The sequence below is a fragment of the Rhizobium sp. SVR5-9E genome (genome assembly GCF_056755095.1).
Genome location: NZ_JBNDHS010000017.1, coordinates 17,880 through 44,132, shown reverse-complemented (window position 1 = coordinate 44,132; position 26,253 = coordinate 17,880). Strand labels below are relative to the sequence as shown.

The 26,253-nt window shown below is 56.5% G+C and carries 22 protein-coding genes and 4 pseudogenes; 8 read left to right on the top strand and 18 right to left on the bottom strand.

All coding sequences use genetic code 11. From position 1 onward, the window contains the following. Positions 1-112: 112 nt before the first annotated feature. Together ACPYOJ_RS11110 and ACPYOJ_RS11105 are read right to left on the bottom strand one after the other, a co-directional pair. A complete protein-coding gene (locus ACPYOJ_RS11110) occupies positions 113-394 on the bottom strand; it encodes a hypothetical protein (protein ID WP_481416303.1) in 282 nt (93 codons plus the stop codon). Between the two features lie 167 nt (positions 395-561). Further along, positions 562-852, bottom strand: a complete 291-nt coding sequence (locus ACPYOJ_RS11105) for a hypothetical protein (protein ID WP_481416302.1) — start codon at positions 850-852, stop codon at positions 562-564. Between the two features lie 349 nt (positions 853-1,201). Here ACPYOJ_RS11105 and ACPYOJ_RS11100 point away from each other — a divergent pair. Continuing rightward, positions 1,202-1,537 (top strand): annotated as a pseudogene (locus ACPYOJ_RS11100) (transposase); the annotation flags it as partial. 401 nt (positions 1,538-1,938) lie between these two features. Here the strand turns inward: ACPYOJ_RS11100 and speB are convergent. From speB to ACPYOJ_RS11040, 12 genes are all read right to left on the bottom strand, one after another. Next, positions 1,939-3,087, bottom strand: coding sequence for an agmatinase (speB, locus tag ACPYOJ_RS11095; protein ID WP_481416301.1), 1,149 nt, complete (start codon positions 3,085-3,087; stop codon positions 1,939-1,941). 503 nt (positions 3,088-3,590) lie between these two features. Continuing rightward, on the bottom strand, positions 3,591-4,373 hold the full coding sequence (locus tag ACPYOJ_RS11090; protein ID WP_481416300.1) for an ABC transporter ATP-binding protein: 783 nt from the start codon (positions 4,371-4,373) through the stop codon (positions 3,591-3,593). Beyond that, positions 4,373-5,167 carry an ABC transporter permease gene (locus ACPYOJ_RS11085; protein ID WP_481416299.1) on the bottom strand — a complete coding sequence of 265 codons (795 nt, stop codon included), beginning with the start codon at positions 5,165-5,167 and terminating at the stop codon, positions 4,373-4,375. The genes ACPYOJ_RS11090 and ACPYOJ_RS11085 overlap by 1 nt, the downstream gene beginning before the upstream one ends. 64 nt (positions 5,168-5,231) lie before the next feature. Further along, positions 5,232-6,230 carry an ABC transporter substrate-binding protein gene (locus ACPYOJ_RS11080; RefSeq protein WP_481416298.1) on the bottom strand — a complete coding sequence of 333 codons (999 nt, stop codon included), beginning with the start codon at positions 6,228-6,230 and terminating at the stop codon, positions 5,232-5,234. Positions 6,231-7,065: 835 nt separating this feature from the next. Next, entirely contained in the window at positions 7,066-7,782 is a 717-nt protein-coding gene (locus ACPYOJ_RS11075) for an ABC transporter ATP-binding protein (RefSeq protein WP_481416297.1), read from the bottom strand. Beyond that, on the bottom strand, positions 7,763-8,527 hold the full coding sequence (locus ACPYOJ_RS11070) for an ABC transporter ATP-binding protein (RefSeq protein ID WP_481416296.1): 765 nt from the start codon (positions 8,525-8,527) through the stop codon (positions 7,763-7,765). Before ACPYOJ_RS11070 ends, ACPYOJ_RS11075 begins: the two co-directional genes overlap by 20 nt. After that, complete coding sequence (locus tag ACPYOJ_RS11065) at positions 8,527-9,510, bottom strand: branched-chain amino acid ABC transporter permease (protein WP_481416331.1); 984 nt, start codon at positions 9,508-9,510, stop codon at positions 8,527-8,529. Before ACPYOJ_RS11065 ends, ACPYOJ_RS11070 begins: the two co-directional genes overlap by 1 nt. 35 nt (positions 9,511-9,545) lie before the next feature. Next, positions 9,546-10,409, bottom strand: a complete 864-nt coding sequence (locus ACPYOJ_RS11060) for a branched-chain amino acid ABC transporter permease (RefSeq protein ID WP_481416295.1) — start codon at positions 10,407-10,409, stop codon at positions 9,546-9,548. A gap of 110 nt (positions 10,410-10,519) precedes the next feature. Continuing rightward, complete coding sequence (locus ACPYOJ_RS11055; RefSeq protein WP_481416294.1) at positions 10,520-12,115, bottom strand: amidohydrolase; 1,596 nt, start codon at positions 12,113-12,115, stop codon at positions 10,520-10,522. A gap of 66 nt (positions 12,116-12,181) precedes the next feature. Then, the gene (locus ACPYOJ_RS11050) at positions 12,182-13,357 is read right to left on the bottom strand and encodes an ABC transporter substrate-binding protein (RefSeq protein WP_481416293.1); all 1,176 of its coding nucleotides are present in this window, start codon (positions 13,355-13,357) and stop codon (positions 12,182-12,184) included. Between the two features lie 26 nt (positions 13,358-13,383). Continuing rightward, positions 13,384-14,835 carry a glutamine synthetase family protein gene (locus ACPYOJ_RS11045; protein WP_481416292.1) on the bottom strand — a complete coding sequence of 484 codons (1,452 nt, stop codon included), beginning with the start codon at positions 14,833-14,835 and terminating at the stop codon, positions 13,384-13,386. A gap of 14 nt (positions 14,836-14,849) precedes the next feature. Then, positions 14,850-16,205: an aromatic ring-hydroxylating dioxygenase subunit alpha gene (locus ACPYOJ_RS11040; RefSeq protein ID WP_481416291.1), complete on the bottom strand. Its 1,356-nt coding sequence runs from the start codon at positions 16,203-16,205 to the stop codon at positions 14,850-14,852. A 189-nt stretch (positions 16,206-16,394) separates the two neighbouring features. Here ACPYOJ_RS11040 and ACPYOJ_RS11035 point away from each other — a divergent pair, with 189 nt between their 5' ends. The 3 genes from ACPYOJ_RS11035 to ACPYOJ_RS11025 all read left to right on the top strand — a co-directional run bounded on the left by ACPYOJ_RS11035 (position 16,395) and on the right by ACPYOJ_RS11025 (position 18,803). After that, entirely contained in the window at positions 16,395-16,718 is a 324-nt protein-coding gene (locus ACPYOJ_RS11035) for a 2Fe-2S iron-sulfur cluster-binding protein (protein WP_481416290.1), read from the top strand. Beyond that, positions 16,715-17,932, top strand: coding sequence for an NAD(P)/FAD-dependent oxidoreductase (locus ACPYOJ_RS11030; protein WP_481416289.1), 1,218 nt, complete (start codon positions 16,715-16,717; stop codon positions 17,930-17,932). The genes ACPYOJ_RS11035 and ACPYOJ_RS11030 overlap by 4 nt, the downstream gene beginning before the upstream one ends. Positions 17,933-18,005: 73 nt before the next feature. Next, positions 18,006-18,803, top strand: a complete 798-nt coding sequence (locus ACPYOJ_RS11025; protein ID WP_481416288.1) for an IclR family transcriptional regulator domain-containing protein — start codon at positions 18,006-18,008, stop codon at positions 18,801-18,803. Between the two features lie 156 nt (positions 18,804-18,959). On the opposite strand, the pseudogene ACPYOJ_RS11020 reads toward ACPYOJ_RS11025, so the two are convergent. Continuing rightward, positions 18,960-19,352, bottom strand: a pseudogene (locus ACPYOJ_RS11020) (hypothetical protein); the annotation flags it as partial. A 166-nt stretch (positions 19,353-19,518) separates the two neighbouring features. On the opposite strand from ACPYOJ_RS11020, the pseudogene ACPYOJ_RS11015 reads away from it, so the two are divergent. Next, a pseudogene (locus tag ACPYOJ_RS11015) lies at positions 19,519-20,013 on the top strand (IS110 family transposase); the annotation flags it as partial. A gap of 627 nt (positions 20,014-20,640) precedes the next feature. Further along, a complete protein-coding gene (locus tag ACPYOJ_RS11010) occupies positions 20,641-22,692 on the top strand; it encodes an EAL domain-containing protein (protein WP_481416287.1) in 2,052 nt (683 codons plus the stop codon). A gap of 183 nt (positions 22,693-22,875) precedes the next feature. Here the strand turns inward: ACPYOJ_RS11010 and ACPYOJ_RS11005 are convergent, their stop codons facing one another. After that, positions 22,876-23,745 carry a GGDEF domain-containing protein gene (locus ACPYOJ_RS11005; RefSeq protein WP_481416286.1) on the bottom strand — a complete coding sequence of 290 codons (870 nt, stop codon included), beginning with the start codon at positions 23,743-23,745 and terminating at the stop codon, positions 22,876-22,878. A 48-nt stretch (positions 23,746-23,793) separates the two neighbouring features. On the opposite strand from ACPYOJ_RS11005, the gene ACPYOJ_RS11000 reads away from it, so the two are divergent. Then, complete coding sequence (locus tag ACPYOJ_RS11000; protein WP_481416285.1) at positions 23,794-24,180, top strand: hypothetical protein; 387 nt, start codon at positions 23,794-23,796, stop codon at positions 24,178-24,180. 304 nt (positions 24,181-24,484) lie between these two features. Here ACPYOJ_RS11000 and ACPYOJ_RS10995 read toward each other — a convergent pair whose 3' ends face one another. Both ACPYOJ_RS10995 and ACPYOJ_RS10990 read right to left on the bottom strand, forming a co-directional pair. Then, entirely contained in the window at positions 24,485-24,781 is a 297-nt protein-coding gene (locus tag ACPYOJ_RS10995) for a DUF1684 domain-containing protein (protein ID WP_481416284.1), read from the bottom strand. Continuing rightward, positions 24,766-25,146 (bottom strand): hypothetical protein, encoded by a 381-nt coding sequence (locus tag ACPYOJ_RS10990; RefSeq protein ID WP_481416283.1) that lies wholly within the window; start codon positions 25,144-25,146, stop codon positions 24,766-24,768. Before ACPYOJ_RS10990 ends, ACPYOJ_RS10995 begins: the two co-directional genes overlap by 16 nt. 135 nt (positions 25,147-25,281) lie before the next feature. Here ACPYOJ_RS10990 and ACPYOJ_RS10985 point away from each other — a divergent pair. Then, positions 25,282-25,688, top strand: a pseudogene (locus ACPYOJ_RS10985) (ATP-dependent DNA ligase); the annotation flags it as partial. Positions 25,689-26,253: the final 565 nt, after the last annotated feature.

The window sequence follows — 26,253 nt, the reverse complement described above, 5'->3', positions numbered from 1 at the left end:
GATCTTGATGAACCCACAGTTGCTGCCGACATCGGCAAGCAATTTCAGCGCTACCTGTCTATCCTCTATAGTTGGAAGAGCATTGCCATGCTCAGCGATGAAATGGGGCATGTCAGTGCAATCCGAAATATTCGGCCTGCTCCCATTCCGAAACCATCAGGTGATACCGCATCCATTCCTCGCAGCGGATCTGGCACAGGTATTCGAGAAACGTGTCACCAAATGTGTCCAGGGCCTGGCGATCAGGCCGCAGCAGTTTCATCACCTTTTCAAGTTCTCCGTAACAGGTCGCCGCCAGAAACTGATATTCCTGTGCGAGGTCTCGGGTCTGGATAGGCCGGCCCGGCGTTCTCGCCTGAGAATGCTCAAGGCTCGGATCGACGTTTTCAAACATGTGGAATGCCACGTTGTCCTGTCGTTTTTCATCGCCACTTGTCCTTTGGTCCAACGGGGCGCGGCAGGAATGAGCCGCGCGGACGCATGTGCGCAACAATCAGGCACTGCACCCGATCGCTAAAAGCTGACCTTCGTTCACGGTCACTCTCGGTACGTGCACAGTTCCTACACCACGGTGTCATTGGCGACCGGGCCATAGATTGCTTTGGGACCAACGCCATTTAGCATTGGCAGGGAATCGCTGTTGCCGCGCATCATGCAGTGATACTTGATTATCGTCACCTCCGTCCTGTCAAGCTGTTCCTTGGTCCGGCCGAAAATACGCCCGGGCTTTCCACAGCCCATTGGTCGTGGCCGTCGATGTCCAACCATGACGTTATGGATCGCGGTCGCCTGTTCCTGGCCATGTGCGCGCATCAGCTCGTTGTCGTTTAGCTTGTCGAAGCGGGTGAACATTGAATACCCAATAGCAAGTTGTCGTCATTGACCGGTAAATGACACTGGGTGATGATAATTCCGCGACTCACCGGATGCGGATCGCCTCGGGTAGGACTGGTTGGTAACTCGCGTGTGCGTTTCGCCATTTCCTGATGACGCAGCGCAACAAGATGCGTAAGCCATAATCCGCTTTCATCGGGATGTCGGTGTCCGCGACCTTGTCACGCAACTGTTTACTACCTGTCAGCTGGATCTCCCTCATGGAGCGGTGCAGGAAGGCCGTGTGCACCGGGTCAATGTCAATCTCCCACAATCCCCTTGGCGGCAAAAAACGTGCGTCTCTGGCGCGCGGAGTTCGCGAAAGAAGTGGCTCGGCCTCGTTCCACGACAGTTCTCTTCTGGTGGGAAAGAAAGGCTTGGCCGGGTGTCGAAGGCTGGTCAGGCCGACATCCGCAGGCTCCTGATCATCGGGGCAATGGCGCGCCTGAGTTGGGCGGGTCGCAAACCGCCAGTACAAGGAGCGTGGCTTTCGCGGATGCTCGCGAAGAAGCCGCGCATGCTGGTGGCGATCGCACTGGCGAACAAGATGGCTCGGACAATATGGGCCATGCTGACGAAGCAGGAAGATTATCGAGACCCAGCTCGGCAATGGCGGCGTGAAAGGAAACTGCTGCGGATAACCAGGACTGGCAAAGAGGTGTGAAAAGTCGAGACCTGAATGGGCGCATGATCGAACCGATCGGGAACGGGAAAACCAGTTTGGCACTTTGAGCCTGCAAGCTCGGGTTTAAGATTTGGACTCGCTCCGCAGATCACCATACCGGCCGGCGGCCTTTGCAAGCGCCGCAACGAAGGGCCTGACAGAAGACCGCACTCGATCACACGTCAAAGAAGGTCAGAAACTTCTTGCCAAACCGGCGGCAACCACAGAAGTGCCAACCGTGGGACGGGCAACGCAGCCCGTTGTCCTCTAGCCGGCCGTCAAAGGTCCGCGCCACGATCAATGCGGACAATCAGACCCCCCGCTCGCCTGGTCGTCTCGAAACAGCACGAGGCTCTCCCTCAGAAACTTGACCGGAACGACAATGCGGTTTGCCTACTAGTTCATTGCCCAGCGCTGCCGGATGGAACAGCGGCGCATGACGTTTCGAGGTCGGTGCCGGGGGATACTTCCCGGGAACTCCGGCCCATCAGCAAGTACGACGACCCGCGCGCGGTGAGCGCGGGGCTGAACTGCATGAGACTGAGAATTTCAAAGAGTATCTGCGCGCCGACATGGGCGGTGTTCGTCGTGGCGTCATAGGTCGGGGCAACCTCGACCACATCTGCTCCAACAAGGTTGGTCCCCTGCATGCCCCGGATCAAGTCCAACGCCTCGCGCGTTGTCAAGCCGCCGATTTCCGGTGTACCGGTGCCAGGCGCGAAAGCCGGGTCAATACTGTCGACATCAAATGAAAGGTAGGTGGGGCCGTCGCCGATGATGCGCCGTGCTTGCTTGATGATGGCTGCGGTGCCTTGTTCGGCCACATCCGACATCGGAATGACTGTCATTCCCGACACGTCCGAAAAGTCCCAGATGTAGCGCGCCGATCCACGTATTCCGATCTGTACCACCCGCGTGGGGTCAAGCACGCCGTCAAGGACCGCGTTACGGAATGGGCCGCCGTGGTGGAACTTTTCACCATCAAAAAAACCGCCCGTATCACAATGTGCGTCGATGTGGATCATGCCGACCGGCACCTTTTCACCGACAGCACGCAAGAGCGGATGGCTGATCGAATGGTCTCCACCCACTGCAATCGGGATAACGCCCTGTGCTACCAGATTGCGCGCAAACGCTTCGATATCCCTGTGGCTTTGTGCCAGGTCGAACCGGCTTTGAAACGGCACGTCGCCGATATCGGCGACATTCATTTCGTGCAACGGCGCGCAATTGAGAACCTCGTTATATGGCCCAATACGTTCGATGGTACGTAGGGCGCGCGGGCCGAACCGGGAACCGTTTCGGTTGGTCACACCAAGGTCCATCGGCACCCCAAAGAGCGCAACATCGAGATCGCTGATTTTCTGCTGGTCGCCAAGTTGTCGCGCGGCGAGAAGTGTCGGGATGCCACCATAGGGAAGGTCGCGCTTTCCCTGCCCGGAGAAGATCTTGTCAGCAACTCGCTGATAATCCGGATTTTTCATCCTAGGCTCAGATGGGCCCGAGTAACGCTGCCGAAGCTTTTCAAGTGTCTCTTTCGAAATCGCCACGTTCTCATTTCCTTTCTGCTTTCTATCAGGCTATTCGTCGCTCTGAGCCGCTTCAATGTTAACGATTCGAAGGATTGTTAAGCGGATATGTAACAACGCAGGTCATCCCTACGATAAGAGCTCAACATGCGATCTCAGCCAGCAGCGCAGCACGGTCAACTTGACAGTTGGCAATGAAGCGCGAACGACCTCGCAGGTTTCGACATGCCGTGTTGCGCCGATGCCGGCATCACCCAATCTTGCTGCATTCATGTGTTGCGATCGACCGTTCTGAATAGTTCGGCGCTGATCGCCATCAACTCGTTACCGGTGCCGCGAGTCCGTCCCATGCCAAAAGCTCGGAAACGGCGGCGAAAGCGTTTTCGGAAACGAAGTGATTGGACCGCTGTTTGAGAGTGTCATAACTGGATGCTCCCAATCCGCAAAACGACGGATTAAGTCAGTTCGACACCATGCTACGTCCTTCAGGCAAAATACGGACGTACTTACTTCTGCCCATAGTACTAAACCGTATGCGCCTTGAGCACTTCTTCGCGGATTGAAGAAAGCACGCGTTGCCGGGCTTGGATGAATAGGCGATCAGACAGGGTTTCTATCGACCGTGGGTAGGGCAGATCGACGTCCACGATCTCCTTAATGCGGCCGGGATGCGCGCTCATAACGAAAATACGCTGCCCGACAAAGACTGCCTCTTCGATGTCATGGGTGACAAAGAGGATTTGTTTGTGCATCTCGCTCCAGAGGTTAGTGATCAGCTCCTGCATCAAACCACGGGTCTGGCTGTCGAGTGCCCCAAAAGGTTCGTCCATCAGCAGCATTCGCGGGTTGTTGGCCAGCGCGCGGGCGATTGCGACACGTTGTTTCATGCCTCCCGACAGGGCGTTGGGGAAAGTATCCGCAAATTTGGTCAGGCCTGTCTGCGCCAGCAGGTAATCGGATTGCTCCCGCCGTTCGGCTGCAGACCTGCCGGCCAATTTGGGGCCGAATTCCATATTCTGGCGCACGGTAAGCCATGGGAAAAGCGTGTAACTCTGAAACACCATACCCCGATCAGCGCCCGGTCCCTTGATCAGGTCATCTCCAAGTTTGACGGTGCCCGAAGACACCTCCTGCAGCCCAGCTACGATGCGCAGCAGCGTGGATTTTCCGCAACCTGAGGGGCCCACAATGGTCGCAAATTGGTTGCTGGGAATATTCAGCGAGATATGCGATAGCGCCTGAATATGGGTCCCGCCGTGCCTCCTCGGAAAAGTCAAGGAGACGTCTGAAATCTTGAGATTGGCCATTAAAGCTCTCCGTCGATCGACCAAGGCAGGAAAACCCGCTTTACTAGTTTGAGGGCCTGATCGGACAACAGGCCGAGAAGCCCAATAAGGATGATTCCGAGAAAGATCACATCGGTGAACAGCCCGCGCATCGCGTTCAAGATCAGAAAGCCGAGGCCCTTGTTTGCCGAAACCAGTTCCGCGACGACGACATAAGTCCAAGCGACGCCCATGTTGACCCGCAAGGCGTCAACGATACCGGGCAGGCAAGCCGGAAACAGGATGCGCCCGACGACCTGAGGACACGACGCACCAAGTGTATACCCTGCCTCGAGCATGGCGATGTTGACGCGGTTCGAAACGTCCGAAACCATGATCGTCAGGTTGAACACGACGCCGATTAAAATCACGGCGACTTTCTGCTCGATCCCAATGCCGACCCAGAGTATTAGCAGCGGGATCAAGGCGGTGACAGGGAGATAGCGGATAAAATTCGTCACCGGTTCTATCAACGCTGCAACCGCCTGAAAACTACCCATCAGTACTCCGATGGGTATGGCGATCAGGGCTGCAAGAAAGAAGCCCATATAGACGACCGAGGCGCTTGCCCAAATGTCCTTCCAAATGGCGCCGGTTTGCATGGCTTTTACCAGGGCGACGAATACCGCCGTTGGTGTGGGCATGAAGTTGGCACTGACCATGCCTCCATACGTCAGGCTGCACCACAGCAACGCCAACGCGCCGCCGCTGGCCAGACCGAGGGAAATGTAAGTCGCGTAGGGGATTGATTTTTTTGGAGAGAAGAGAGTACTCATGAGGACCTACCACCTTGGCTACAATTTGGGCAGGCTGGGAGGGGTCCGGCCTGCCCACGGGGTGTCACCGAGTTGCCGCATACGACACGAGATCGCTGCCTTTGACAGTGACGCGCATCTTGTCGCGCGCGCTCCAAAGATCGATCGCTTTTTGCGCCACGCCAGCAATCAGGCCGGGTTGATCAGGCGTGCCAAAATACTCCGCGTTGCGCTCGGCGCTCATGAACTTGATTCCGGACATTACATCCGCCACTACTGCAGGATCTTCCAGCCATCCACCCAGGTTGCGGCCCATGATCTGCAAGGCTTCATCACGGTCGGTATCTATGAAGTCGACTGCTTTTCGCCAAGCGCGGTAGATTGCCGCGATTTGATCGGCCTTAGCCTTCTCATTCGCGGCGCTAGTAATGAGTACGTCGACAATCAGGCCTCGATGCGCGGTGGTCGTGGTAACAATATGCCCATGGTCCGTCGATCCACCGCGCGACAGGTAGGGCTCCCAAGTGACGGCGGCATCGACCTGTTTGGTGATAAAAGCGCTACCTGCGTCACTCGCCGCCATATTCACCGGCTCGATATCAGACAACGATATCCCCGCTTCGTTCAGGAGCACGTATAGAAAGAATTCCGTCACGGCGCCCGAGGCATAGGCGACTTTCTTGCCCTTGAGGTCGGCCAGCGTCGTAATATCCTTGTTGGCAACAATCCCATCGGCACCGTTCGACTCGTCAAGTGCGAAGAGATAACGGAAATCCTGTGTATCTGTGAGATAGAGAGGAGGCGTATCCACGGAAGTGACCAGATAGTCGATCTGATCTGACGCCATGGCTGCGAACCGCAACTTGGTGTCCTCTATCGGGATCAATTCAACATCCAATCCTTCTGACGCGAAGTAGCCTTTCTCTTGCGCGATGAAGAGCGGCCCGAAGCCGACCCATGTGGAATAGGAGATCCGTACTTTATCCGCGGCCATGGTCGACATTGCGGAAAATGCGACCATGACTGTCGTTGCGAGTGCTGCGAATAGCAGTCTTAATTTCGATGCACGAAACTTGAATAGCATTTGGTGTTGTTCCCGTTGCGATCTTTTGCGTGACCTTTGCCTCTTGTTGCTAACATGGTCCCTGCAGACGGAACAATTTTGCCGATGTTAAGCTTTGTTACGCGATAGGTTAATCAACACCTTCTGCAAACGTGCTCATCATCATCGCCTCGACCGTCACCAACCAAGCGCAAGTCTTCTCACAGCCTGATCATAGGTCTAGATATTGCCGATGACGAAGCCGCCCCGATGAAAAAAAGCTGATGGCTGGGTGCAGACCTCCGCTTCCATCCGGCGTGAGACGCGTACCCGGACCGGCCCGCTCGCTGATGGGATGGGGACATCTCTCGCTTGGATTTGAAGCTCGGCGGCTCGGTCCATGCCACTTGGAGTTCCAAGCCATTTGCGGCATCCGCCTGTGCTGGTACCTCCTCCACCGAAAGCTGCGACAGGGGCTTCACCCCTAATCGTTTCAGTTCATCGTGAACTTCCCGCATTTGAGGGAATAGCTTGTCGAGAGGGTTGGAAGATGAAGGGGGGTCGATGCTTGCCATGGCTGGCGGATGAAATCGTACGAATGAAGAACCATCTGAGGGCCCACTGATGGCGGCGATCCCGTTGGATCGCTTTGAAGGTCCTTGCTCGTTCATACCTCGCTCCTCCAACGCGTAACCAAACACGAAAATAGCGTTCTCGCGCAAATAGAACGAGACACAATCGGCCAATTCCTCGTGAAGAGCGACATGGAGCCCAGAGCCGGATGACTTCAGGTCGAATCGACCTGAAATCTGATCTGTCCATGGATAAGAAGTAAGCGCGGGATCTCACCCCTAAACCCTACCCGGCTGAAGCACGCTCAGTGCAGGCCTCCGACCCCGAGCAGCCGCTCAACGGCGTCGTGATCACTTGACAATGCCTCCGGCGTGCCGTTCCAGGCGAGCCGTCCTCGCTCGAGGATGATGACCTGATCGGCGAAATCCAGCGCGCTCTGGATGCGCTGTTCCACCAAGAGGATGGTCATGTCGCCGGTCTTGGCAAGTTCGGCGAAGGCGGTCATCAACTCCTCGCAGATCACGGGCGCAAGTCCTTCGAGGGGTTCGTCTAGCAGCAGCACGGAGGGTTGCCCGAGAATGGTGCGCGCTGTCGAAAGCATTTGCTGTTCTCCCCCGGAAAGCTGATTGCCGAGGTTCTTGCGGCGTTCCTTCAGGCGGGGGAACATGGCATAGGCTTCCTCGAGGGCGCTTTTCGGGCGGCCTTTGAGCCCGACGAATAGATTTTCTTCGACGGTTAGCGTCGGAAAGATGCAGCGTGCCTGGGGTACGTAGCCAAGACCGCGGTGAGCACGCGATGCGCTCGGCAGCGTGGTGACGTCGGACGAACCGAGGCGGATACGGCCATCATAGCGACGCGTCTGGCCGGCGAGCGTGGCCAGCAGTGTCGTCTTCCCCATGCCATTGCGTCCGAGGACGGCAAGTCGCGCGCCGGCCGGAACGGAGAAACTGACGCCGTCGAGAACGCGCGTGGGACCGTAACCGGCAGAAATATTTTCGACCTCAAGCGGCGTGGCTGCCATTAGCATAGCTCCCGAGATAGGCCTCGCGAACGCGAGCATCCTTAGTGATGTCGGCGGGTGAGCCGTCGAAGATGATTGTGCCGGCAGCAAGCACGATGACGCGCTTGGCGAAGCGGAAGACGAGATCCATGTCATGCTCGATCATGAGCACGGCGAGGTCGGCGGGAAGATCCGCCAGCGCCTGCTCGATGCGGCCGGTATCGCTCTGAGGCACCCCGGCAGCAGGCTCGTCGAGCAGTAGCACCTTCGGCCTCAACGCCAGCGCCACGGCGATCTCCAGCAGACGCTGTTGGCCGTAGGCGATCTCGCTGACCTTGCGATGCATCAGCGAGCCGAGGCCGAGCTTTCCGAGCAGGTCTCCAACCTCGGCCATGACATCCCGCATGGCGAGGAAATTGCCGAGCATCCGTCCCGAGCGGCCGTCGCGCTGCATGATCGCAAGCGCCACATGTTCGCCCGGCGTCATGTCCTGAAAGAGCCGGGTGACCTGGAAGGATCGGACGAGACCGCGTCGGACGCGGCCGATGGCGTCGACCTTCGTCACCGTTTCGCCCCCGAGGCGGACTTCTCCGGAATCGGGATGGAGGTTACCGGTCACAAGATTGACAAAGGTCGTCTTGCCAGCACCGTTCGGGCCGATGAGCGCGACACGGTCTCCCGGTGCCATGGCAAGGCTGACATTGTTGGTAACGGCCAGGCCGCCGAAGGCCTTCCGCAGGTTGTTGACCTCGAAGACGGCGCTCATCAATTGGCTTCCTTGCGACGGGCGAGGAAGGCGGCTGCTGTGCCGTAGAGCCCTTTCGGCGCGAAAAGAACGACGGCGATGAGGAGCGCGCCCACCATGGTCAGCCAATGGAACGGATTGGCCGCCGAGACATAATCCTCAAAGAGCACGAAGATGACAGTGCCGGAGAGCGCGCCAAAGAGCGAACCGGTGCCGCCGAGTACGAGCATCACGAGCGATTCTGCGGAGAGGGTGAAGGAGAGGCTGTCGAGGCCGACCACCTGGGTGGTGATGGCGTTCAACCCGCCGCCAATACCAGCGACGGCGCCGGAAATCACATACACCTTGATAAGTGTAGCTCTTGGCGAGGCGCCCATGGCGCGGATGCGCAGCGGATCCTCCTTGATGCCGCGGCAGAGCATGCCGAACGGGGAGCGGACGAGCAGACGCAGGATCACGAAAACGATGATCAGAAGGACGACGGCGAAAACATAGGCCGTGTAGCCATAGAGGTCGAATTCGAAATATCCGAGCAGGGGGCCAGGAGAGATCCCGGAAAGCCCGTCGCTGCCTCCGGTCCACGACGAAGCCTTGTTGGCGAACTCATGGAAGAGATTGATGAGGGCGATCGAAAGCACGAGCTGCGGCAGTCCGTGGGCACGCAGGATGATAGCGCCGCAGAGAAAGCCTGCCAACGCGCCGCCAAAAATGCCTGCGAGCATCATGAGCAGCGGATCGTTGATGCTGTAGTGAGCGGAAAGGATGCCTGCCGCATAGGCCCCGGATCCGAAGAGTGCCGCATGCCCTAGCGTGGCGACCCCACAATAGCCGGTAACGAGATCGAGCGAGAGCACGAGCAGCGCAATGGCGATAAGGCGCGTCAGCAGCGCGAGGTTGTCGGGAAAGACAAGAATGCCGAGCCCGGTGATCATGATGATTGCGGCAACGCTGACAAGATCGCGACCGATCGAGCGGCGCTGGCGCGCGGAAGCCTCGGCTGTCATAATATCTGCGTTGCTGCTGGTGTAAGTGGCGAGCGTCATCTTACCCTCCCAATAAGTCCGCGCGGGAAGACGCAGACGATGGCGATAACTGCGAGATAGAAGAAGAATTCGCCGAATTCCGGCATTAGGTAACGTCCTGTAGTATCGATCGCGCCGAGCAGAAGGCAGGCAAGCAGCGCTCCTGGGATCGAGCCCGCACCGCCGACCGAGACGACGACGAGGAATGTCACCATGTAGCGGAGCGCATAATAGGGCTCAATCGGCAGCAGTTCGGCGCCGACGACACCGCCAAGCGCTGCAAGACCGACGGCAACGCCGAAGCTGACCGCATAGATAATCTCAGTGCGAACGCCGAGTGCGTCGGCCATCGCCGCATTGTCGACGGAGGCGCGTAGCTTGACGCCGAAGCTCGTCCTGTCGATCACAAACCAAAGGCCGAGAGCGACGGCTAGACCACAGACGATGGCAAAGAGCCGGTGGATGGGAATGGTACGGAAGCCGAGGTCGGCCGATCCCTGAAGTGCCTCAGCAAGCGGAATGGTTTTCGGCGTCGGCCCCATGATGTAGTTCGCCAGGCCGATGATGCAGAAGGTGATGCCGATCGTCATCAGGACTTGCGTAAGCTCCCGCGCGCCATAGATGCGTCGACAGAGGAAGCGTTCGATCGGAATGGCAATGATTATGGTGACGGCAACCGCGACGACGATCGCGATCGCATAACCGAGCCCCAGATCGCGCGCGACATAGGACGCCACATAGCCGCCGATCATCGCGAAGGCGCCATGTGCCAGGTTGACGATGCGCATCAGTCCCATCGTCACCGAAAGGCCGATCGATATGACGAAGAGCACCATGCCATAGGCAAGCGCATCCACGGCTATGCTGAAGATTGTTTGCATCTCGTCCTCCCTGCTTGCTCCCGCCTCCAGTAGACGGCAAAAAACGATTGTCGGATTGAGCTCCGTCATTCATCTGTCGTCCTAATGAGGCCTCGAGGCCGTCAGACGACTTAGCGAATGTCGTGAACCACCCGTCCATCGACCATCGTCAACAATACTTTCACCTTTCGTAGGTCCGGCGCCGAAGGTTCGAACGGATCCTCCCCGACCACGATCAAATCAGCCGCCATCCCTAATGTCAGAGACCCACGCCAATGCTCATGCTTCATAACTGCTGAGCCACCCATCGTATAACAATGGAGAGCTTGGCGTACGGAAAGAGCTTCGCCGAGGCCTATTGGACTGCTTGTCTCTCTGGCACCTCTGCTCACAAAGTCCTCCACTCCTTGCCAGGGAGAAAAGCGCCCGGTTGGTGCGTCAGAGCTGCCAGCATAGAGCACACCCGCATCCAGTGCTGATCTGGCTGGATAATAATGTTCGGCTCTTTTCCCGAAACCATTCAGGATAGACCTGTTCATCTGTGTGAGGAAACTCGGCTGCATAACTATTGCAGCGTTCAGATCTCGCATCCGCGCCATGGAATTTTCAGGTGGGCAGAAAAAGTGTTCAATCCGGTGGCGGCTATCGGGCCTCTCTACCGTTTCGTTCGCCTTCTCGAATGCACTGATCACCGCCGCTATCGCGCGATCTCCTGTCGCGTGAACAGCTACCTGCCAGCCGTTGCAATGAGCTTTGATGATTTCCTCTTCAAGTTCGGCTGGATCCATGACAAAGGCGCCAAGGGAGTCCGCGTCGAGAAAGGGTTCGCTGACCGCTGCGGATCGACCACCCACGATGCCATCGGCGAAGAATTTAAGCGTCATCACCTGCCATCGGGGGTCCTGGAGAGGTTTAAATCCTTTAGCGGCGGCCTGTTCAGCGTTGAGTTTCAACATGAAGCCTAGACGAAGAGGCAATTGATCTGCGCCCTGCCGGAGGTCGTTCCATACCAGGTTCTCGTCATCAAACGGCGCGGTGAAGCCAACCGCCGCATCAACTGCAGCGGCGATACCCTCCTTGGCACAGTCGTGCAGAACCTGGTGTAGGCTGTCGACAAGCACGTGACGAGGTGGTGCCGGAACGGCCGCAAATGCTATCTCGGCGGCGGTTTCTTTCAAAATACCACTTAATTCCCCCCGGTCGTCTCGATCAATTTCGCGGCCGGCCGGAGAGGATGATTGTGAATGGAGACCAAGAGATTTCAGGGCAGCGCTGTTTGCAAGCGCGATATGTCCGCAGAACCGACGGATGAGAGCTGGTCGATCTCCGGTGACGGCATCGATCTCTGCAAGTGTCGGAAACCGGCGTTCATTGACTTTGTTCTCATCAAAATCGCTCGCTTGTACCCAGCCGCCGTTGAACGACGAGCTTTGTGCTTCGGCCAAGAGTTTCAGGCAGCCTCCGATTGACGGTGCAACGGCGCTGCCCAGAGAGATGTGCAGGCGCGAATTTGCTATGGCAAACAGATGGATATGTGGGTCTGTCAAGGCCGGTAGGACCGTTGCGCCTTCAAGGTCAATGGTCTGTGAGGCCGCCGGTGCGTTCTTGGCATCGCCGACCCATGCCACCTGTCCGTTATTGACGACGAGTGCATTCACCGGGTCTCGATCGAACGCAGTTCTATAGATCACGCCGTTGATAAGGCGCGTGGTAGGAGCGGAAGACATGGAAGCTCCGGCTGTTCAGGATTGAAGGGAACGCCGCAGCCAGCGCTGCGGCGTTGGCCAACCGATTTATCGTGCGCTGAGACCCCAATCAGGCTGCGCATCGAAGGTCTCGATTTCCCTATTGAAGAGCTTACCATTGTCTTTGGCGACTTCGCGCAGATAGACGTTCTGGGTGATGTGGCGGGTCTTCGGGTCGATCGTGACCGGGCCGCGCGGACTGACCCATGCCATCCCCTCCACCGAGGCGATCGCCTTGTCAGGGTCGGCCTTGCCGTCGGTAGCCTTCACCATCTCGTAAATGACGCGTCCGCCATCGTAGGCCGCGACCGCTGCCATAGTGATGTCGTCGGGATTTCCTCCGCTCTTTTGCACATCCGCGAAGAACGACTTGTTCTCTGCAGAGGCATGCGCTGCGGAGTAATGGTAGGTCGAAAGAATGCCTATGGCACCGTCGCCCAGACTCGGAAGATCGGGTTCCGTCAACACGTCTCCGGTCGACATCAGCTTGACGCCGGCCTGTTTAAGCCCGTTGTCGATATAAGCCTTCACGAATCCCAGGGTCGGCGGTCCTCCTGGAAGAAAGGTGAAGATCGTATCGGCACCGGAATCCTTGATCCGCTGCATGATCGGACTGAAATCGGTCGTTGCCAGAGGCATGCGGATCGTCTCCACGACCTGCCCGCCACCCTCCTCGAACGTCTTCTTAAAAGCAGCTTCCGTATCGAGGCCCGGGCCGTAGTCGCTGACGGCGATTGCGACCTTTTTGGCGTTATTCTTGAGGGCAACCTTTGCTGCGGGAACGGTGTTCTGCCACATCGTGAATGACGTGCGGACGATGTAAGGACTTTTTTCTACGATCGAAGACGTTGCTGCGTTCAGCACGATCATTGGCGTCTTCGCCTGCTTCAAGAGTGCAGCTGCAGCGATCGCATTCGGCGTGAAGTAGAACCCGGCAAGGTACTGAACCTTCTCCTTGACGATCAGTTCCTGGGCGAGCGCCTTGGATTTGGCGGGGTCCGGCCCCTCCTCGTCCCGCCAGACGAACTGGATGTCGTGATCGCCAACCTTGGTTCCGTTTTCTTCGGCCCAGGCGTTCAATCCCATTTGGAAGTTTTTTCCAAAGAGCGAATACGGCCCCGACATGGGTGCGATGACGCCGACCTTGATCGTATCGGCATGCGCCAGAGACGCCGACAGACAGACCGCGGCCGCTATAAGTTTCACTTTCATGTTGATATTCATGGTCGTTCCCCTGTTGTGGATTTTTGTCAGAACATCTCGAAATATTCGCGCTGCTCCCATTCCGTGACTTCTGCCTGATATCTCTCGATCTCGGCGTTCTTTATGTGGACGTAGTAATCGACGAAGCTCGCGCCCATCGCCTCCCGAAAGAAGGGGTCGTCGCGCAGGGCGAAGACGGCTTCGCGCAACGTTTTCGGCAAGAGGGCAGCCTCTGCCTCGTAGGGTGTATCGGCTGACGGACCAGGATCGGCGTTGTTGTCGACGCCATCGAGGCCCGAAAGTAGCTGCGAGGCCATGTAGAGATAGGGATTTGCCGCTGGTTCACCGATCCGGTTTTCCAGTCGCGTGGCGCCGTCATTCGGCCCACCGAGAACGCGGATCATCGCGCCTCGATTGTCCCGTCCCCAAATTGCCCGGTCCGGGGCGTTGGAATAGGCGCGGTAACGCTTGTAGCCATTGAGCGTTGGTGTCGTGAACACGGCCGATGCGCGGGCGTGTTCCAGCAGTCCACCGAGATAGGCCTTGCCGAACGGTGAAAGATGCTCGTCTTCGTGCAGCGACATGAAGACGTTCTTGCCGGTTTCGCGCGAAACAAGCGACTGATGAAGATGCCATCCGGACGAGACCACATTTGGGATCCGCGGCCGACACATGAAGGTCGCGTGATAGCCATGCCGATGACAGATCTGCTTGACCGCGCTGCGAAAGAGAATCATCGTGTCGGCTGGCGCCATGCCGACGGAAGGTGCGAAAGTGAATTCGCACTGGCTCGGCCCATATTCGACTTCCATCGAGCGCAACGGAAGCCCGAGCGCGAGCACGTCCCGCCGGATGATGTCGAGCACCGGTTCAAGCTGATCGTATCGTTGCTCCGTCAGATATTGATACCCGTGAGAGAGAATCGATACCTCAGGTGGCTCGCCCGGTTGGCCAGCGTCTGAGGGCGCCATTTTGGGATCTGTCAGCTTGAAGACATGAAATTCGACTTCCAGGCCAGCGACGAAATCCAGTTGACGCTTATCGAGACCGGCAAGCACTCTCTTGAACAATCCCCGCGTCGAAAACGGCACGGAGCGCCCATCGGCAAAATGCAGGTCGCATAGGAGCCAAGCATCGTGCGGTGCCCACGGCAGGACCTTGAAGGTTTCCGGATCCGGAACCATCAATACATCAGCCGCGCCTTGCATCTCGCGCATCCCGAAACCGCCGCCAGTCGAAAACACAGGGAAGACGGTCCTATGAGACGTATCCTTGGCCAGCATCGTCGTCGTGATGCTGCATCCATTTTCCAGGATCCGGAGCGCCTCGTCAGCGACGAGCGCCTTGCCGCGCAGGATACCGTGTTGATCCGCAAAGGAGAGACGGATGGTTTCTACACCCGCGTGCTCCACGCGCTTCCGAAGCGCTCTCGCGGCCTCGTGTTGTGACTCCGTCCACAGCCCGTGACGGGTGACGAAGCTCGTTCTTTCCTCTCCCATGACCGCACCCCCTCTCACTCGGCGGCTGGAAGAGCAATTTTCTCGGCAATCTCGGTCGGCACCGGAGCGGCCCACGGCGCGTTTCGCCGGCGCTTGACGTCAACTTCCATCCAATAGGTTTCCCAGCCCTGCGTCGGACCGATGCCGTCCATCGTGGCCGGACCCTGGATGCTCTTTGCATGAGCCTCATCGAGGAACAACAACGGCTTGCCGCCTTGGACTGCCTTTTCGATTTCCTGGCGCAGGAGGCGGCGATAAAGAACAATGGCCTTGTCCGATTGGCCGAGATGCTCTCGCGTCCTGTCCTGGATGCGGCCCATGGACTCCACCGCCCATTGATCGTGGACGTTGATGTCAAGTCCCATTCCTGTATAGGTCTCGTTCGCCTGTTCGTGCGGGTCGAACCCGTAGTCATTGCTACGATTGCGCCGCGACTTGTAATCCGGAAGCTCGTAGAGCTCGAGACGCTGTGCGCGCATTTTCTTCTTGTCGACAGGTGTCGTGTAGCTCGTGAAAACAGCATACCAATAGCAGGTCTCGTCGTCGACGGGGACATGCCACTGCGTGATCGTCATCTCCGTGCTCATTGGAATGACGAAGCCATGCGGAAAAACCTGGTTTGTCACGCGGACATGCGTAACACCGTCGTCGATCTGACGAAGGGCAATCAGACGAAGCCCATATTCGGTTCTTTCCACATTGATGATCGGCCTGTCATATTCACGCAGGATCTTCGTCATCGGCATTTCACTGTCGGCAGAGGCGCCACGGAATTGCTTTCCGTAGGCAGCCGTCGGATCTTCGTCATGGAAGAAGCGGTGCAGGAAGGATGCATGCGCGGGATCTATACCGACTTCAAGCGCCTGAAGCCAATTGCATTCGATCAGACCCTTGAAGGCAAATGTGTAAGCGTCAGGGGCAACGAAGCAGTCCATCTCCGGAAAAGCCGGCGGCTCGCCGTCGCCGAGATAGGCCCAGAGCATGCCAGCCTTCTCCACGACTGGATAGGCTCGCTGCCTAATGTTCTTGCACAGCTGGGAATCTGCAGGCTCAGCCGGTGTTTCCAGACACTTACCCTCGACGTCGAAGAGCCAACCATGGAATGCGCACCGTAGCCCGCCATTCTCCAATCGACCAAAGGCCAGATCGGCGCCGCGATGCGGGCAATCTCTGTCAACCAGGCCGTATCGACCATTTTCATCGCGGAATAGGACGAGGTTCTCGCCCAGAAGCCGAACGGGACGTATTGGGCGAGGATCCTCTAGCTCATCGATCAGTGCGACCGGCTGCCAGTACATGCGCATGAGTTTTCCACCAGGTGTGCCTGGGCCGACACGGGTGATCTGATCGTTTTGCTCTTGGCTCATCATGGCGAAGTTCCTCCTTAAGCTTGCCAAACGTTCGCACACCGAACATATGGGCGAATTTTATACAACGTGCGCCGATTAGCAAGCCCAAAAAACGCATAACCAATTTTTAGGCCGAGACTGGCACCCACCGATATTGACTTACAGGATAAAAACGGACATATGTTCGCTCATCGAACATGGGAGGTTCACATGCCGACGGTGCGCTACATGCTTAAAGACGGGTCTTCTCGCGAAGTCACGATCGACTGTAGAACGAGTGTCATGATGGCAGCGATACGTAACGGCATCCCGGGGATTGATGCTGAATGCGGCGGAAGCCTAGATTGCGCAACCTGTCATATCTACGTCGCCGAAGAGGACTTCAAACATCTGCCACCGGCATCCGAACAAGAAGATGAGCTTCTTGGGTCGGTTGCAGCCCCTAGAAAACCAACGAGCAGGCTCGGCTGCCAAGTGACGGTGCCTGCGGATCAGGCGGTCTTGACGGTGATCGTTCCGGGGAGGCAGTCATGACGGGTTTTGTCATCATCGGTGCGTCTTACACAGGCCTAGCCGCCGCGGCCGCCGCGCGCGAAGCTGGCTATAGCGAGCCAATTTACCTGGTCACCGACGAAAACAATCTTCCGTATCAGAGGCCACCCCTTTCAAAAGGTTTTGTCTCTGGTACCGTCACCGGCGAGGATCTTGTTCTTCGCGATCAGCAATTTTTTGATAGCAACGCGATCGAATTCTTACCTTCGAAACGAGCATGTAAGATCTCAACCCGTGACCAACGTGTTTATTTTGATAATGGTGCTGATCTGACGTTCAGCAGCATTCTGCTGGCAACGGGATCGAGACCCAGGCAGATGCCGTCCGCCCCGGCAGAGGCGGAAAATCTTTGCTACCTCAGATCGATGAAGGACGCCGAAGATATCCGCGATAAGGTATCGTCGGTCTCCGAGATCCTGATCATCGGTGGTGGCTTTATCGGCCTGGAATTAGCGGCAAGCCTTTGCAAGCTTGGCAAGTCCGTCACCGTTATCGACGCTGCGGGACGCCTACTGGAGCGTGCCGTTTCGCCGGCGATGTCCCATTATCTCCTCGGCATGCATCGCGCCAACGGAGTAAAGGTCCATCTGGACCAGGTCGTCACGCAATTTCAATGCGTGGGGCGGATGGTCCGTTCGGTAGAACTTGCGTCGGGTCGATGCCTTGGGGCCGAGTTAGTTATTGTCGGGATCGGCGGTGTAGCGAACCAGGAATTAGCCGCCGAAGCCGGCGCAATCTGTGCAAATGGCATCGATGTCGATCAGTCGGCTCGCAGTAGCCTACCGCGAGTCTTGGCTGCGGGAGACTGTGCGACCTACACGAACTCGCGAACAGGTGTGAGGCTTCGCCTCGAATCTGTTCAACACGCGCAGGACCAAGGCCGGGTGGCGGGTCTCACCATTGCTGGCCGAAATGCATCCTACGAGAGCGTTCCTCGCTTCTGGTCGGACCAATATGACGTCAAATTACAGATGTGCGGCCTTAGCGCAGGGGCAGATGAAGCCGTCCTGCGCGGCAATCCCGACGAAGGCCGGTTCACAGTATTCTTTTTCAAGCAAAACCAATTCATCGGCGCCGAAAGCGTAAACCGGGGCGCTGAACAACTGGCATGCCGGAAATTGCTCTCCCAGTCCGTTTCGCCTTCAAAGGAGCAGGCGGCCGACACTTCATTCAACCTGAACTCGCTGAGCGCATGAAAGTCTTCTGGCTCTTTAAAAATGAGCGGTCATCGTGTATCTCGGCGGGAGGAACAACCTTGCTGGAACAACAATGCCTCGGATGAACCGGACTACCTTGGAGGTTCAAAACAAGAACGAGAACCCCGAGATCATTGAAAGTCTCGACCGGGGCCTGCGTGTTCTTCAGATGCTTGGCACAAAACAAAAGGCAATGACGTTGAGCGACGTGGCTAAGGCCAGCGATCTCCCCCGTGCGACAGCGCGACGGATCCTGCAGACACTGGAAAAAGGCGGCTTCGTTCTCAGCGACGGCAAGCTTTTTTCCTTGACACCACGTGTACTTAGCCTCGCGTCAGCCTATTTGTCTTCGAACCAGGTTGCTTGGGTTATGCAGCCATTGATGGACAGGCTTGCAACTGAAGCGAAAGAAGTCTGCTCGCTCGCGGTGCTTGATGGCGACCACGTCGTCTTCATCGCAAGAGCCAGCCCGCTTCGAGTCTTCGCGGGCGGTTTAGAGATAGGCTTTCGGTTGCCGGCATTCTGCTCATCAGTGGGACGGGTCCTGCTTGGCAGATATACCAATGATGAGCTAGCCGCATTCTTCGAGGGGATCGATTTGATCCCCTCCACCCCAAAGACGATTGTAGACAAGGAACTCCTCATCGCGACGATAATCACAGATCGCAAAAAAGGTTACTCCTTGGTCGATCAGGAAGCGGAAGAAGGGTTTCGTTCAATCGCCGTCCCAGTCAAACGCTACGATGGAACGATCATCGCGGCGATCAACATCGGAGCTCACGTCGACCGCGTTTCCACAGGCGACATGATCGATAACTATCTGCCGCTTCTAAATCAGGCCACGGCAGAGGTTAAAAGTCTCCTCGTTTGACAAGATGGCGACCGATTGCATAGGGGGTTGTCGGCGCGGTTGCCTGACTCAAGCTGTCAATGAAGGTCGGCTATCTCCTGTAGTTCCCGAAAGTGCGTTCCCACCGCGTTTACGGTCGCTACCGGGCGGTCAGCGAGATAGCAGTCGAAAGTGGCTTTAGTGCACAGATCGGCATGCGAGGGCAGCTTGCTCTTTGATGGTGTTGGCTATTTGTTTCCGCCATTGTTGCGTTGCGCCCACCAGATTTGGGCGTGCACTGCTGAGCATCCGGTTAAGAATGGCGACGTCGATGGCAGCCTCGATCTGTTGAGCGGGGAATGAACGGGCCCGCAAGCGGCGGCCGATGATCCCTTTGTATCGACCTATTGTCGTTTCAACTAACGCCCGGTTGCCATAGCCGGTGGTAGCCTGCCATTTCAACCGACCATCAATCTGGATCGATGCGACATGAAGATCCCGCTGATTTGGCGGGTTAGTGTCTTGCCTTGCGACAGCCGTTGAGCGCGGTGGAATGACGATCTTTGCTTTGGCACTGTCGCGCAGTAGAGCCTGCTAGGTTGGATCGCCGTTTTGCAAAAGATGGGATATTCGGCTTGAGCCCATCCTTGGAAGTTGGGTGCTGAGGTGCTGCGCTTCGAGCTGATGATAGAACGTGGTCTGTATGAGCAGCCACAAGCATCAGGAAAGGAAGCGCAGCATGAAGTATTAGGCCGGACTGGACGTTTCTGTGAAAGAGACAGCGATCTGCATCGTGGATGAAACGGGAGCGATCTGCCGCGCGATGAAAGTCCCCAGCCACCCGGAAGACCTTGTGCAGGCCTTGAAGAGTGCCGAGTGCCGACTTGTCCGGGTCGGATTTGAAGCCGGCCCGTTGTCGCAATGGCTGTTCAGCGGCCTGACCGAAGCGGATTTACCGACAATCTGCATAGAGACACGGCATACAAAGGCGTTTCTCAAGGCTCAGGTGAACAAGACCGACCGTAACGACGCGCGGGGTATCGCGCAGATGATGCGGGTCAAGCTGTTCCGGCCCGTGCATGTGAAGACGCTGACGAGCCAAAAGCGGCGGATGCTGCTGACGGCGCGCAAGCTGCCACAGGAAAAGGCCATCGCCATCGAGAACGACATTCGCGGGCTGCTCTGCAACTTCGGTCTCAAGGTCGGCATGATCGCGACGAAGGCAAATGAAACGTTCCCAGCCGACACTGTTAAGCCCGATGATGAAGGATTCCATCTTGTTTAAACCTGCTCGAAAAGCTGCCGAATTTCTTTAAACTGAGTGATTGCAGCAAACGCCGCTACTTTAACGTTGCTGAAAGAATGTTCCGACAATCTTCATGTACGGTTGCGACGTCTGATCCAAGCTTCGATTTATCAAATTTCGATAAATGCCTGAGAATGATCTCCTCCTCTCTGTGCCATGGCAAGATGATTTTGTCTTAGGCAAAAAAATGTCCTGAGCACAAGCATGTTCGAGCCTGATTCATAAATCAATTTGCATTGATGAACGAAATTCGGGAAGGATCGATTGTGTAAAGGACGAACAAGCCGTCCAGAGGATACTTACACTGGTGTTGATCGTCTTCAATGAGTTAAAAATACCGCGTAGGAAAAGCATAGCCGATCCGGCCGATCGTCTTTGTTCGATGCCGGCGTTGTCAACGCGCGCATATGCGCCTGGCGGCAACCGCCCTTCGCAACCGATTGCACTGCCCTCACCTTTCCAGGACCAGACAGCGGCGGTGTGCCATGAAACAGGGTGGAGCGATGAAGGTCAAAAATGGTAATCGCACTGAGAATTTCCGCATACCTCGTCCCGCGTTTATGCAGGTAAGACATGGCCAATCACGTTGATATCATTCTGGAGAATATCCAGCAGGGCGTCGCAATCTTTGACGATGACCTTCATGTTACGATGTTCAACAATCGGCTGAAAGAATTGCTGCCCGCGCCTGAAGGGACAATCTGCGTAGGCGCCAGCGCAGCAGCAATAGCCGCCGAGATTCCGAGCCTCAGGTCTTCGCCTCCCCTGTCCGTGGGCGATCAAGAGGACTGGCTGACACATCTGCTGACCCGGTCGACATCGCTTCATCTGGAGTTTGTAACTGACGATCGCATGCTCTTAGTGACTTCTGTCCCAACTCGCGGTGGCGGGTGGTTGGTCACGTGCGACGATATTTCGATGCGTGTAAGGATGGAAAGGGCCCTTGCCGAACAAAACCATCGTTTGGATGCGGCGCTGGCTAATATGCCGCATGGACTGTGCATGTTCGACGCCGACAAGAATCTGCTGCTGTGTAATGCCGCATACTCCCGGCTATACGATTTGCCGCGGCATCTAACGCTGCCTGGGACATCCCTTGAGCAAATTCTGAGCTACCGCAAGATCGCTGGCAATGCTCCTATCCAGATCGGCAAGTATTTCGACGTGGTGGTGGAAGCGGCGCTAAAAGGGTCAATCGCCAGCCGGAAAGTCTCATTGACCGACGGCAGGGTGATAAAGATAACGCATAGGCCGATGGAAAATGGCTCTTACGTCGCAACTCATGAAGACGTCACCGACGCCGTTCGCGCCGAAGAACAAATCAAACATATGGCTGGTCACGATCCACTGACAGGGCTCCCCAATCGATCCCTTTTGCGCGAGAAAATTGACAACAGAATAGCACTCACTGGTACCGAGAGTTGCATCTCGCTTTTCATTCTGGATCTGGATCACTTCAAAGAGATAAACAATGCGTTCGGGCATGCGGCAGGCGATCTCCTGTTGAAAGCGGTCGCGGAGAGATTGAAGGAAAGCCTGCATAATGGCGAAGCAATTGCGAGGCTGGGTGGCGATGAATTTGTTGTCCTGCTGGAGGGTGCTCCCGCCGAAGAGCACGCCTCGCTTCTCGCCCAAACGCTCGTGGATGACATTGGCAGACCTTTTGAAATTGACGGGCAACTTTTTCAAATTGGCGTGAGCATCGGCGTTGCGACAGTTGATGACGGTGACACGGCCGACGCTTTGCTGCGCCACGCCCACACAGCCCTCCACAACGCGAAGTCCAGCGGCCGCGGCGTCTATCGCATCTTTGAACCGACCATGGATGCGAGCATCCAGCGGCGGCGCAGGCTAGAAGCTGACCTGAAGCAGGCGCTGGCAAGCAAGCAGTTTGAAATCTACTACCAGCCACAGGTTGATACGGGCAGCGAAGAAATCGTGGGCTTCGAGGCACTATTGCGTTGGAATCATCCCGAGCAAGGCTCAATTTCTCCCGCTGAATTCATTCCCCTCGCGGAGTCGTCTGGGCTGATCGTTCCCATTGGGGAATGGGTTTTGCGGCAAGCTTGCAGGGACGCCGCGAATTGGCCGCCCCATGTCAGGGTTGCACTCAACCTATCTCCGCTTCAATGCAGAAGCCAGACGCTTGCTCAAAGCGTTGTCTCTGCCCTCAGCGAGTCCGGACTGCCCGCTTTTCGGCTTGAACTGGAAATTACTGAATCCGTCCTGCTCACCGACAGCGAGGCGGCATTGGTCACCCTTCATCACATTAAGAGCCTCGGCGTTCGGATCGCAATGGACGACTTCGGTATCGGATATTCATCGTTGAATTATCTGAGGCTTTTTCCTTTCGACAAGATCAAGATCGACAAGTCTTTCATTCGCGAACTCGGGCACTCCAAGGACTGTGCCGCCATTGTGAAAGCCGTGGTAGACCTCGGCGCGGGTCTTGGAATAACGACGACCGCCGAGGGTGTCGAAACCAGGGAGCAGCTTCTTCGCGTTAGGGAGCAAGGGTGTACCGAAATACAAGGATATCTTTTCGGAAAGCCCCAACCATTGGCCGACGTCCGCGACCTTTTGCAACGCCGCTCAACCGCCGCGCCACAGTCTGCGGCACGTTAGAATCAATCACTGCGATGCCGGAGCTCGTCAACATCTACTCATTCAAGACGTCGAAGAGGACGTTGCTGACCATCAAGCGATGGATTTTAGCGGCAGAGGCGATCAGGGAACGGAGCCGGAGTCTTTCCGCATTATGGAAACCCGCCATCAATTCTGGGAAAATGGACGATGTCACTTCAACGTTTAGGAAACGCTCCTTCTTCTAGGAAGTAACGACGCCGTTGAAGCAAAGCTATCCGAGTAGCCGGCCTTCTCACCCGAAGGCCTCGCCTCATGGATGCGGACCGCATTCTTTCCGCTGTGTTTCGCCATATACATCAGCCGGTCAGCTTCCCGCAAAAGATCGCTCCTTCCGATCTCGATACCCGGTGACACGATCACCGCGCCCATGCTGCAGGTCACGGCATAGCCGCTTCGGCTGAGGATCTCAGTGAATCGCAGATGTAAGCTTTTGGCCATCGCTCGAGTATCTTCGGCCCGGTCAATAACAGTCAGTGTGGCGAACTCGTCGCCTCCCAAGCGGCCTATACGGTCGGTTGGCCGCAACGCCTTTTCGGCCGCATAGGTGAATTCTCGCAATACCGCGTCACCGGCGTCATGGCCGAACTGATCATTGACCTTCTTGAAGCCGTCGAGATCGATGAATGTCAACAAGACCTCGTTACCCGTCATCCGCGCCCGAAGCAGCAGCGCATCAAACTCCGCATTGAAGCCAGCCTTATTCAGCACGCCCGTCATTCTGTCCCGATGCGCGAGATGGTGCATCTGAGCAAAAACGCGACGCGCACCAAGGACAACCGCTGCATTGAAGACGAACGCCACCATCTGGGCGACGCCATTGTAAACCCCGATCCATAGGACTGGGTGCGCGTTAAGCAGAGGATATTTCATGCAAGCGAGAATGGTGACGGCGAGGGTTACTGCAAGCCCTTCCCAACCGCCGAAATACCAACAGGCGGTCGAGATCGGGATGACGTAGAGCGTCGCGATGCACAGTTCGAATTCCATCGTGTTATAGTCGAGCGCGCATATGGCCAATGTCACGCCGAGCACAAGAGCGCCAGCCTGGACGTAGGTCAGTCGCGAAAGCCACGCGCCCGCATGATCGATCAACCGTGGGCGAAAATCACACACTTTGTCGAGCCGAATGTTATGCATTTCGCACTGCCTCCCGAGCGGCAGCCATCAATCAAGGCGACGCTCCTGACGCGGCGGCATCCAGCTATCATCAGTTTCTTAAGTTTCATCCGGCTATTTCATTACAATGCAAGCAATTGCCGCTTTCGTCAGTTCGATAGTCGGGGCACCTTCGTGGATCGAGTATCACGTGTCTCCATCCCCGGTGCGGACCAGGCGCGGCGCCAAAGCTCTGGACGGAATCGCGATGAAATTGAAACTCGGATTGTGGCTCTTGAAGGGAGTCGAACCGTCGACCAGGCGATTTCCGTCATGTGGCATATCGTTGATTTATGGAACCACAGCTTCTGATCTATTTAAAAAGGTCTTACGAAATTTAACTCGGCTGAAAACTTGCCTTAACTCCGATAAATGCCCTTTGCGCGCAAGAATTGAGGCGGCTGAACCCCGGGCGACAAGCCATGACCTGTCGTTCTTTCTTGACAAAGCAATCTGATGTCAACTCAACTATCAGCCTCGAGCCCAATCAAAATAGCTATCAGGCGACTGGATGCAGTAAAGGTTTACCGCACCGACAGGGAATGGCAGGAAGTAGAATCCTATTTGCAAGGGATGTGCTTTCATCACAATCACCGCATCTCCGATTTACCGCGGGTCATTTCGAGATAGGTAGCCGTTCTCCGGCTCTCACCGCGCCTTTCAGTCGATTGCCCGATGGCGCTAATGGACAGACATAGCGGGAAGAATATGCGCACGAAGGAAAATAGGAGAAGTTGAAATCGAGCACTAGTGTGCCGTCCGGACGGACAACTCCGAGATCCGCTCCCTTGATGGTGTCGAGGAGATATCGGCCACCGCCATACGTCTCGGTCCCTGAGGTCGCGTCGACAAACGGCAGGAACACGCCACCGCCGTACCCCTCAATCCAGTAAAGGGTCAATTCGCCACCCAATCTGGTCTCCAGCCCCGTTGTACGGGAGAATGCATACATCGACAGGTCGCCATCCACCCTGTTGCGACGGTTGTCCGTTCCGGCGTTACCGGGACAAGCTGTACCGTCAGGCGCAACGAGGGATCATAAGAAAATGTCGTCGGCCCTTCGAACGTCTTGCGGTCCGCCGATTCAATTGGCGACTGAGGATGGTCGCGAAACAGGGTCGAACGGGTGCCGCACCAAAGCCTCCAGGCAGCAACCGCATCCGGACTAGAACGTACCTCGTAGTAGAGATTTGCGATCTTCTCGCGCCATTCCCACAGTTGTTGAGTCTCGTTCAAATCATTTCCTCCCATGTCAGAAATTACGCGGCTTTCGTTCATCGAAACGCTCGCTCAATCATCGCGGCACAACTATATACCTGCCGGATTTGCTCTGCCTACGTCACCATGTGCGACGCACATTTGGGTGCTATGTCAACGAGGACATGACCACAGCTAAAAAGCTTCGGCAAGCCGCATCGGTTTCCGGCCATCGAACAGGCAGCCTGCGCGCTCGGCCGGCGACGATGATCATCGACGGCGAGGCCGTTGTGCTCGACGAAGAGGGGCGGCCCAATTTCGGGCCGCTGCAACAATCGCTTGGCGCATCCGGCAAAAATGCGGGTAACCGTGCCTCCGACGCAATCCTATACGCATTCGATCTCATCTATCTGGACGGACACGATCTGCGCAATGTCGAATACGGATCGCGCCGACATCTCCTCGAAGACGTGCTGAACGGCAAAGACGGCGCCTTTCGGCTATCGGAAACACTCGACGCCGAACCCGCCGTCCTGTTGGAGTATGTCTGCCGCCTCGGTCTGGAAGGGATCGTCGGCAAGCATTGTGATCAGCCCTATCGTTCCGGCCGAACCGGAGATTGGCATCTTCCTACCGTCAGCTTGAGTGCAAATGCTGCCCTGAACCCCATGAACCGTGGCTCTCAGGCGGTCACGCGAAACGCGCAATCATCCAGAAAATGCAGCGTGGGTGTAGATGTTCTACACGAGTGAAATTATTTTGCTCTTGAATGGATACGAACCAACGGCCCCTAGAGTTTCCAGAAAACTCCAGCGTAGCGTTAAGAGGGTAATGATGCAGCAGTAGGGAGTCCGCTTCGCCCCTATCATTCATATGAGCGAGGATAAAGCATTCGACGGGAACGCCGTTGGTACTCGATCGATACGCCTCCATGAAGAAATTGTCGCCCCAATTTCCGTAATAGTGTGTATTCTTGGAATTCATACAGTGTACGGGCGCAAGTGAACTGCATGCTTTAGGACTGCGCCCTCGGGAGTTGCATCCTGTGCAAGTTTGCCCAGCCGCGGGGGCGGTCCGTCTGGACGTGGAGGGGTTGGCGACGTGTGGGTAAACTTCATGGTTCTACTCCAGCATGAGTGTTGCAAATGCGCTGCCGCCGACCTTTTTTGGCACTCAAGCGCTGACCAT

Bases quoted from the DNA above. Each gene is read 5' to 3' on its own strand.
- ACPYOJ_RS11045 (WP_481416292.1), bottom strand. From the start codon at position 14,835: ATGGGAGAGGAAAGAACGAGCTTCGTCACCCGTCACGGGCTGTGGACG.
- ACPYOJ_RS11080 (WP_481416298.1), bottom strand. From the start codon at position 6,230: ATGCTATTCAAGTTTCGTGCATCGAAATTAAGACTGCTATTCGCAGCA.
- ACPYOJ_RS10990 (WP_481416283.1), bottom strand. From the start codon at position 25,146: ATGAACGAAAGCCGCGTAATTTCTGACATGGGAGGAAATGATTTGAAC.
- ACPYOJ_RS11090 (WP_481416300.1), bottom strand. From the start codon at position 4,373: ATGGCCAATCTCAAGATTTCAGACGTCTCCTTGACTTTTCCGAGGAGG.
- ACPYOJ_RS11075 (WP_481416297.1), bottom strand. From the start codon at position 7,782: ATGGCAGCCACGCCGCTTGAGGTCGAAAATATTTCTGCCGGTTACGGT.
- ACPYOJ_RS11025 (WP_481416288.1), top strand. From the start codon at position 18,006: ATGCCTCGGATGAACCGGACTACCTTGGAGGTTCAAAACAAGAACGAG.
- ACPYOJ_RS11055 (WP_481416294.1), bottom strand. From the start codon at position 12,115: ATGTCTTCCGCTCCTACCACGCGCCTTATCAACGGCGTGATCTATAGA.
- ACPYOJ_RS11065 (WP_481416331.1), bottom strand. From the start codon at position 9,510: ATGACAGCCGAGGCTTCCGCGCGCCAGCGCCGCTCGATCGGTCGCGAT.
- ACPYOJ_RS11050 (WP_481416293.1), bottom strand. From the start codon at position 13,357: ATGAATATCAACATGAAAGTGAAACTTATAGCGGCCGCGGTCTGTCTG.
- ACPYOJ_RS11000 (WP_481416285.1), top strand. From the start codon at position 23,794: ATGATCGATCAACCGTGGGCGAAAATCACACACTTTGTCGAGCCGAAT.
- ACPYOJ_RS11085 (WP_481416299.1), bottom strand. From the start codon at position 5,167: ATGAGTACTCTCTTCTCTCCAAAAAAATCAATCCCCTACGCGACTTAC.
- ACPYOJ_RS11070 (WP_481416296.1), bottom strand. From the start codon at position 8,527: ATGAGCGCCGTCTTCGAGGTCAACAACCTGCGGAAGGCCTTCGGCGGC.
- ACPYOJ_RS11105 (WP_481416302.1), bottom strand. From the start codon at position 852: ATGTTCACCCGCTTCGACAAGCTAAACGACAACGAGCTGATGCGCGCA.
- ACPYOJ_RS11040 (WP_481416291.1), bottom strand. From the start codon at position 16,205: ATGATGAGCCAAGAGCAAAACGATCAGATCACCCGTGTCGGCCCAGGC.
- ACPYOJ_RS11035 (WP_481416290.1), top strand. From the start codon at position 16,395: ATGCCGACGGTGCGCTACATGCTTAAAGACGGGTCTTCTCGCGAAGTC.
- ACPYOJ_RS11110 (WP_481416303.1), bottom strand. From the start codon at position 394: ATGTTTGAAAACGTCGATCCGAGCCTTGAGCATTCTCAGGCGAGAACG.
- ACPYOJ_RS11030 (WP_481416289.1), top strand. From the start codon at position 16,715: ATGACGGGTTTTGTCATCATCGGTGCGTCTTACACAGGCCTAGCCGCC.
- ACPYOJ_RS11010 (WP_481416287.1), top strand. From the start codon at position 20,641: ATGGCCAATCACGTTGATATCATTCTGGAGAATATCCAGCAGGGCGTC.
- ACPYOJ_RS11060 (WP_481416295.1), bottom strand. From the start codon at position 10,409: ATGCAAACAATCTTCAGCATAGCCGTGGATGCGCTTGCCTATGGCATG.